Below are 8,978 nucleotides of genomic sequence, written 5' to 3'. Positions count from 1 at the left end.
CCATTACTAAAATCCGTGAGCTTTTCAGCCTACCAAATGTCCATTACGCCTAATAAGAAATTTAAAAATATTAATTACATTTCTCTTCATTTCTTATTAATATTCATCTGTGTTTTAATGAAAAAATTTTTAGTGGGTAAATTTTGTTTGGTAGTGTTGTGAAGGAAGTGCTAAACAACATAAGGATAAGAGATAGGAAAGATATTGAGGTTGTAGATGATGCGAATTACACCGTAGGCAAGAAATGTAAATTTTCGCTGCATTTTATTCTTTTTCCATTGGCTTAATTTATAGATTGTGGCACAATGAATATTTGGTAGATTGGTTATTCCATCTTACTTTTCAAAAAACGTCCGTACATTCTTAGAAAAAAGTACGGACGTTTTTTGAAGAAAGAATAATAGTTTCGTAAATACCTGAATACTATCTATTTATGCTATCAGTAAAAAATAAGTTTTTTCTGTGCAATTTTGGTATAAAAAGATGGTATGTGGAGGGTAATTATTGAAATCAAAGCTTTAACGGTCCATATCAAAATACGGCATCTTATTCTCAATTCTTAATTTATTATGCTTTCGGATAGTATATGCAAATAGTATCCAAGGGCGAAAACTTTCACTATGGAATGACATCTTTTGACGTTGATAATAATTAGGAGTATCAATCGTTGTTATTTGCTCTCTTATTCCTCCTAAATAAGTGATACCTGCAGAAATTTGAATATTATCTGTTGGATACCAAGCCATTGATATATTAGCACTCATTGGATTAGAATACTTTGTTATTGAGATTGCAGAATAACTCTTATTTTTCCATTCAGCTTCTACTTGAATTGCCATCTGATCTAAAGCCCACCACGTGAGATTACCATTTAAACCCCATGAAGATAGACGATTGCCTCCTTCATAATGTTCCCAATTCAGTGCTGGTGATAAGTAAGCTTGAACAGAATTACTATTTATACTCAACCCAAAACCAGTGTTCCATATATTATAACAGCCATTATTCCTATACGATTGTATAACATAGTTATTCTCTTTTCGCAAAAAACTTTCTATCATATTTGTGGTAATCTTATGCTTTGCGAAAGTCTGCAAGCGTAACCAATTCAATATTTTTATATCATAAGTTAATGCCAAATCATGGGTTTGTATCGGACGCAGATTCATATTACCTTCTACTTTCTGCCATGGATTTACAGATGAAGAGACTGGTGCTAATTGTTGAGGTGATGGGAGAATATTATTGAGTGTATACGACAAGCGTGCGGTTTGTGATTTTGATACTCTAAACCCTATAGCAACAGACGTCTTTGGACGCCAATAACTATCACTCCTGCTATCAACTTTCACAAACAATCCCTGCAAACCTACCGATGTCATCAGCATAATTTTTTTCCATACTTTTGAATAAGAAATATATGAATAATTACTAGACTGAGATACATGTGTTAAAACTGATGGAGAAAATACATTATCCCAAAGATTGTCGTGCGTGTACAAAAAATGATTGCCTGCCTCTATCTGTCCATATTTATGACGAACCCCATTATAATCTACATCTAAACCAACCTGATTTCTTATATTGTCGAGCGATAGAAACGTAGGAATCAAATCAGAGGTGATATGTTCAGCATATTGTTGCCTGCGATTTGCTTTTGCATGATTAAAATACGAATACACATCTAAACTTGACTTATCTTTAAATGTATGTTCATAGAAAAACGATCCTAACCACCCATTTGATTTATCTTTGGTATGGTCGTCGGCAGTCATCTTGTTAGAAATGTTATTATTTAAATATTCTCCATTATATGTAGCTGACTTATGCATATTACTTATGCGATTACTTATATTCCAAGCAAAATAATTTCGAGCATTTGGCTCATATTTAAATAATAGTTTTAGGTCAAAATCATTTTTTCTAGAAATATTCGAGCCTATTAATTGTTTCTGCTGATTATTTTGTTTTTCTAATGTTTCATAATCAATTCTATCTTTTGTTAGATAGTTATAGAAAACACTTCCATAAACAGCAAAATGGCTTCGTCCTATTTCAAAATTAGAACCAACAAAACCTTTTCTTAATGGAATATCATGGCGAGTACGTTCTTCGAAATACAAATAGAGAGGACGTTCTTTCCGTAAGTGAATGTTAATTATTTTATTAATATCTTGATCTAAATAGCGAGCGCTTACAACATCTTCTACAGTAACAGACTCTATATCTGCGGGTAGAATGGGGTTAATTCCAGAGTTTACCAATCTTCCGTCAATTAAAATCAAAGGAGAACTACCATCTCGAGTTGTTATGCTTTGCGAGATGGGATTTACATTTAGAACAGGTATCTCTGATAAAGCTTTAAACGGATCTTTCTCCTTTCGGGCTTTACTTGAAAGATAAAAGGTTTCACCTGTAGCTGTAACGGTTGGAGTCTTTGTTCCTTTAACTACTACTTCTTGTAGAGCAATTGGACTTTTCTGCATTATGACGTTAATTACAGTGTCGTTTCTTAAGTTCAAATTGCTTTCCCACGGTTGGTAATTGTGTGCTGATAATGATATTTTATATGCTCCTTTTGCAGGAATAGTCAATTCAGTATTAGAAGTATTGAATGTAGAGAAACTTATAACAGAGTCGTTCTGCATAACAACACTTTCAACACGTGGTATTACTTCTTTCTCTTGCCCACCTATTTGAAATTTTATATGAATTTGGCAGTAAGCTTTTGAGCTAACTAAAAGGATAAGGCATATTAGATACGAAATTAAGATAATTCTTCTCATATTTTAGTTATTTTTTAGATCTTGTTCAATAAGTTCGTTTTTAAAGAGACTACGAGCATGAGCATAAATGTCGAAATTTGGTGATAAATTTGGGCATTTCCAATTTGGTTCTGCCGCAAGACGTATTTTACAAGGGCCACCACAATCTGGAAATTGAATACACTTTTTACACTCTTCAAGAATAGTGGTGCTTCTCAAATACCTTATTTTCTTCTCATCCCAAATGATTTGACCTGTTTTTAAGTCCAAAGTACCTAGTGCAGTTGACTTGTCGAATTTATCAATGGTAGTACATTTAAAAACATTACCATCATAGTTTATAACAGCTTCAGAATCTCTGTCTGCAAAACATATCCCAGGATCCCCATAAGCATCAACGACAAATCCATTTTTCCATAATTTTGCCTTTACGGTGTTTAGCAAATCCTCACTTATTTCATCCTTATCAACCTGCCAAACCTTCTTTAATATTATTTTAACTCTGTTCTTGTCAATTCCTTTTAAGTCTGACAATATTCTATCAAAATTATTAAGAGTTTGACCATCATAATTGATTCTAATAGCAATAAGACTATTGGGAATATTCTCTTGTATTAATTTTATATTATTTAGAGTTAAAGAATAAGTGTCAACTTTTTTGTTATTGGTAAATTTTATCCTATTGTGCTGTTCTCTGTCTCCATCAAATGTAATCTGAAAATTACATCTGTATTTAGAAATATGGTTGATGATTGATTTTGAAATTAAAGTTCCATTTGTCGTAAAATCTAACAATAATTCTATATTATTATTGGAGCAGAAGTTATAAGTATCATAAATAATTTCTTTAATAGCATTAGCAAACATAAAGGGTTCCCCTCCAAAAAAAGAAAGTTTCAAGCCTTTAAAAGATAATGCAGAAAATCTTTCTTTAATATGCAGATTAATTCCTTTTATTATGTTACTATCAATTCTACTACTTTTAATTTTGTGCTCATAACAGTACCAACAAGAAAGATTACAGTCTAAAGTTGGATTAATAATCAAATGGTAATAACTTTTATCTCCTCTTTCATGATTAAAATTATCATAGCTGACCTTAAACTCATCGAGATCATCTTCTACTAGAAACCCATTATCTACTAAAACATCGAAGATTTTTGGAAAAGTAGATTTTAGAGTTGTACATTTTTCTTCATTATTGTAAAGATTATATGCATTATGTGATAGAAGAATATGTTTTCTGGTGACAAAACTAGTTAATAAATAAATGTCTTTCTCAAGCTCTTGAGATATGGTATATTTACTTTTTTTCATATGAAGTCAGCTTAATGATACCAAATAGCACAAACTATTTGGTATCAAATCTAATAATGAGTCTAAATATCGATAATTTATTCCATAGAGATGGTGGTTCTGTTTATGTCGCTGCAATTCCCAAACCAGTTATTGGTTTCCTTGCATTCTTTGTGATTGTTAATCACCGAGCAATTATGTGCATGATTAATAACGCTACAATGAGAACCACGATTGATGTTTGTACATTCTCCAGAACCGTTATTTATATGAGTCGTTGGCCCACCACCGCCAAAAATTTGACTCATACCTTCGTTTAAAATTTGTTCTTTTAAGTCAATGCTTAATTCTTCTTTCTTTTTCATTTTAGAAATGTTTTTGTATTTTTGATATTTGTTAACTCGTTTTTATCAATATTAAACTCATAGAGATTAATATTATAACTATATGCTTATCTTCTAATATTTATGCTACCATTTGTTTTAATTAATAATAGATTTCAATAAAACCATTAAAAAACCTAGCAAGGGTTTAATAGGGTATGTTAAGGTTCAGATGAACAATTTTTTTATTCTAATTATAACTTAGTATAGTTACAATGCAAATATAAGAAGAAAACAAATACAAAACAAGGAAAATTTAAAATTTAATACACCAATAGGTGTTTTTATCAAACTTAATTGTACGTTATCAACCAAAGTGCGCAACTGTAAATGTAGTTATTTTCTCTAATATTTCAGTGTGATAGACATTTGGAAAACTGGTTATTCTAGCCTACTTTTCAAAAAAACGTCCGTACATTCTTAGAAAAAAGTACGGACGTTTTTTGGAAAAAGAATAATAGTTTCATAAATTTCAGAATATCATCTATTTATGCTTTCAGTAAAAATGCGTTTTTTCTGTGCATTTTTGGTATGAAAAGATGGTATGTGGAGGGTGATCCCTGCCAACGAATGAGGTTGGCAGGTGGAAGTTGCAGTCTGTTTTTATATTAAAAATTTGTAATGGTTTTGTTGAAAATATAGGTTTTATATCCTTTTATCTGTTTCTGCAAGATGGTTACGGTTTTTTATTCTAATCGTATTGAACCATCTTCTGCCACTTTTAATTTCGACTTCTTGGGTGTTTCAGACTTATTCCGCGTATTATTAAAACTTGGTGAGCTTTGTTTCTTCTTACCATTATTAGGAACAGTCTGTTTGGTTTTATGTTGGTCAGCAATACGAACTTGCTTGGGTTTTAACGGTGTTTTCTTTTGTGTTATGGCTTTGTTTTGCACTATTTTTGTAGATGAATGTTTATATGGTTCTGACCATTCAGTAACCTTATAGATATAGTTGTATGGATATGAAGTGTCTTTTACGCGATGCCAAGTTTTATAATATATTTTATCGTACGAGTAAGTTGTGTCTGTAACTTGGTGACCATTTTCATAACGTCTTTTAGAAATAATCCTTCCATCAGATTCGTAAACATAAGCCATACCATCTTCTTCCCCTTCGCGATAAAAACCCTTATAATAAAGTTTTTTACTATTCTTTTTATCTGAATAGTGATATTGTAAGCGGTATCCGTCTAATAAGTTATTTCGATAATTTGATATCGTAGAGATATTTCCATTATCAAAATACGTATATTCTGGTCCTTCTTTCAGTCCATTTTTATAGTTTTCTTCACGTATTTTTAAGCCATCATCTCTATAAGTAATCCAATGTCCTTCACGTTTGCCTGTATTTTTATCAACAAATCCTGATACACGTATTTTACCATTAGAATAATATTCTGTATATTTTTCTTGAGCCTTCGATGTTACGGAGGCAAGAAAAAGCAAAAGTAATATGAATGCTTGCTTCATTGTCTTATTTATTTTAATATTATATTCGAAAGGTATATTAGTTTTTCTTTTTAAGATACTTATCGAATAATGACAAGGATACGTTTTGATACTCATAGCGATGATTGATGTTAAAGTTGAAAGCATCATCATCTGTAAAAATAATTATCACTTTTTCTATAGTTAGCAGGATGTCCTTGATACTTGTGTTTTTTCAACTTTGTTTCACTATATCCACTCCAATTATCGATGTAGAACTTTCTTATTTTTCTTGTGTCTGTGATACTGCAAACACAAGAAAAAGTAAGTTAATTATTTAGCTTCGATTTTATATTCATAAGGAATGGAGATATGCTCCTCCATTTTTCCGTCCTTTAAATTGAAGCTATAAATACGTGGAGAAGAATAATTATCAATATCTTTTCTTGTTCCCCATATCCAGAATTTATCGCCACAAAGTATAGCGTCGCTTATTTCATTAAACTGATAATCAAATACCTGTGTCCATAAGATATTTCCGTTTCTATCGCGCAACTGGAATACAGAATTAGCATCTTCAGATATTGTAGGTCTGAATGTTATCAGTATGTAATGTTTATTTCGATAAAGCATTTTGCTGTTGAAACCTGTAAACCAGTTCGTAATTGGTTTTGCACTTACTAAACGATTTCCACGGGATTGACCATAAGATTTGTTAATCCAATTGTAGAAACTGAAGTCTTGTGGGTCTCCATTATGGAATATAGCATTTATTTCCCATATACGTAAGCGTCCTCCATTACTTGTAGATTTGCTCATATTCTCTTGCTGTAGATTCAAGTAAATAGTGTCTTTTACTTCTCCGTTCAACTGCTTTGGCGACAACTCACAGGCATAATTATAAGCCTCTTCAGTATAGAGTCGGTTTGTGGCGGGGAAGTAAAAGTAGGTTTCTGCCAAATTGTTGTGTACTTCAAAGCCTTCTCCATTGTCTTCATTTATAAAGTTAATTGACGAAAGACCTGTATTCATTGCATCTTTTCCTTTAAAAAGCGACTGTGAAACATTACTAATCGTCAATTTCTTTGCGTTGATTTCATATACGAGACGCTTTGAAACGATAAGAAAATATTGGTTGGCTTGATAAAAATAGCGTATTTCAGGCATCGTTGTGATTAAAGAAATATTCTGGTTGCGCAAATCTTTTTCTGAGATTAATAGCTGTTCAGTGAGTATTTGACCAGATATTGCATCGCGGAAACCAACATAAACTCCATTGATATAATTAGGATTCTCATTGTTGTAGCCTATAGAATAATTTCGATTAACGAGATAGAATATACATGGTTTCCCATTATGTTCCATCATTAAGATTTTTTTTCTATTATCTGTTACCTCAATAGAATCTTTTTTTATTTCATTTACGGAAGACCTTCTACTGCTGTTATTGCTATTACCGGAGAATATCCAGAAAAATATTAACAGAATAAAAATTATTGGACTTAATAAAGCCGCAATACCAACCTTAGTTCCTATGTTTAGATAGCTGCTAAATGGAGAAGTTGGTTTTTCTTCATATTGATATCGATGATTGATATTGATATTTATATCATCATCTTCTATATAAAATTCAGTACCACAACTCTTGCATCTGAACCGCTTTTCGTCTATCTTTTCGTGTTTCTCGCTACCACATTGTGGACATTTTACAGCTTTAATTTTTGTTGCCATCTACGAGTATTAACCTTCTTTTGAATAATAAATTGCTAAGAAAAGCAATATACATTGTATGGCAGTAAGAGAAACAACACCTATTAGCCACCAGTTATTGCTCCAAGTTTCAGGTGCGAAAAACCCTGTAACAAATTCTAATGCACCTATCGCTGCGAATATAAAACCAAGACTTAAACGATGTGTACTCTCAGCACGCCCTAAAAATGACAAAGCTAACAGCAGTCCATTGATAACGATTGCTGAACTGGTGAAAAGTAAATTAAGCGGTGAATATGCTGTTACTATCAATCCTACAAGTAGGTTTGTGATGAGTACGATTAAAGCAATGATAATGATTCTTTTCATAATGTATCAAGTATTTCGTTCTTCTTCTTTTTATATTCTTCCTCAGTAATAAGCTCTTCGTCAAACAATTGTTTTAGTTGTTTTAACCGAGCAGTATTGTCTGTTGTTGTAGAAGTAGTGGTTTCGTTTGGCTTTACATTGTTATCTTGAGTATTAAAAAATTCTTTTGCCAATTGAACACCTGCACCAATTTGCATACCAGCACCAGCAAGTCCACCTTCTGTACGTACAGCATCTCGTAAAGCAGCAAGTTTTTGTACACCAGCATAATCGAGATCAACCTCTGTTGCTGCCAATTTTTCGGCTGTCATATCAGCAATTCTGTTAATACGCTCCAATGTTTCATCGTCGAATGTAACAGAGTCTATACGGAAATCGGTAAGAATTAAGCCTAAACGTTGTAGTTCTTCGGTTGTTTTTAGGCGTAAGTCGTCCGACATTTCCATTAAGTGTTTATCTATTTCTGTATATGGATAAGCCTTTTCTGCCAGGAAAGAAGTTAGTGGAGCAACTATACGCGATGCAACAAGTTGGCGAACATCGGTAGCAGTATAATCGCTTACAGTACCTAAAAGTGTGCTGAACATTATAGCAGCATCTTCAATTTTCACAGAAAAGTTACCGCAAGCGCCCAATGCAACAGGAATATTATAGTTGGGCTCCATATACTTTACAGGTGTAGCAGTACCCCAAAGTACATTTACAAGTTCTGCTGTACGGAAGAAATAGAAACGCATTTTATGCTCGCTCTCCATATTTTGTGCAAGATTGAGCAACGTTGTTATAAAGGGGTGGTTAGCTGTTTTCAATTCATAAGTATCAGGCTCTGTCAATGTTGCTTTTACTTTTCCATCATAAACGAGTAGACAACCTTGACCTGGTGCTACGATTAACTTACTTGAATTCTTTATCTCATCAGTTGAAGTTTCCAATCGATGAAACAAAATATCGGTGCTTTGTTCTTTCCATTCAATAACAGAACGCAGCTGATGTCTAAATAAATTTCTTATGTCCATTTTTGTATG

The 8,978-nt window shown here is 32.5% G+C and carries 7 protein-coding genes; all 7 read right to left on the bottom strand.

Annotated features, from left to right (window positions below; genetic code table 11):
* Positions 1-518 precede the first annotated feature (518 nt).
* The 7 genes from HXN26_RS03810 to HXN26_RS03780 all read right to left on the bottom strand — a co-directional run bounded on the left by HXN26_RS03810 (position 519) and on the right by HXN26_RS03780 (position 8,969).
* Positions 519-2,786, bottom strand: coding sequence for an outer membrane beta-barrel protein (locus HXN26_RS03810; protein WP_273158832.1), 2,268 nt, complete (start codon positions 2,784-2,786; stop codon positions 519-521).
* 3 nt (positions 2,787-2,789) lie between these two features.
* Positions 2,790-4,082, bottom strand: a complete 1,293-nt coding sequence (locus tag HXN26_RS03805; RefSeq protein WP_273158830.1) for a radical SAM/SPASM domain-containing protein — start codon at positions 4,080-4,082, stop codon at positions 2,790-2,792.
* Between the two features lie 77 nt (positions 4,083-4,159).
* Positions 4,160-4,426, bottom strand: coding sequence for a hypothetical protein (locus HXN26_RS03800; RefSeq protein WP_273158828.1), 267 nt, complete (start codon positions 4,424-4,426; stop codon positions 4,160-4,162).
* Between the two features lie 704 nt (positions 4,427-5,130).
* The gene (locus HXN26_RS03795; RefSeq protein ID WP_273158827.1) at positions 5,131-5,916 is read right to left on the bottom strand and encodes a toxin-antitoxin system YwqK family antitoxin; all 786 of its coding nucleotides are present in this window, start codon (positions 5,914-5,916) and stop codon (positions 5,131-5,133) included.
* Positions 5,917-6,207: 291 nt separating this feature from the next.
* Positions 6,208-7,605, bottom strand: a complete 1,398-nt coding sequence (locus tag HXN26_RS03790) for a hypothetical protein (RefSeq protein WP_273158825.1) — start codon at positions 7,603-7,605, stop codon at positions 6,208-6,210.
* Positions 7,606-7,614: 9 nt separating this feature from the next.
* Positions 7,615-7,953 (bottom strand): transporter, encoded by a 339-nt coding sequence (locus tag HXN26_RS03785; protein WP_273158822.1) that lies wholly within the window; start codon positions 7,951-7,953, stop codon positions 7,615-7,617.
* Entirely contained in the window at positions 7,950-8,969 is a 1,020-nt protein-coding gene (locus HXN26_RS03780) for an SPFH domain-containing protein (protein WP_273158820.1), read from the bottom strand. Before HXN26_RS03780 ends, HXN26_RS03785 begins: the two co-directional genes overlap by 4 nt.
* Between the last annotated feature and the right edge of the window lie 9 nt (positions 8,970-8,978).

It is taken from the genome of Prevotella aurantiaca, from assembly GCF_015262605.1.
GTDB lineage: Bacteria > Bacteroidota > Bacteroidia > Bacteroidales > Bacteroidaceae > Prevotella > Prevotella aurantiaca.
The sequence above is the reverse complement of the archived record's forward strand: the minus strand, read 5'-3'. Positions and strand labels throughout refer to the sequence as shown.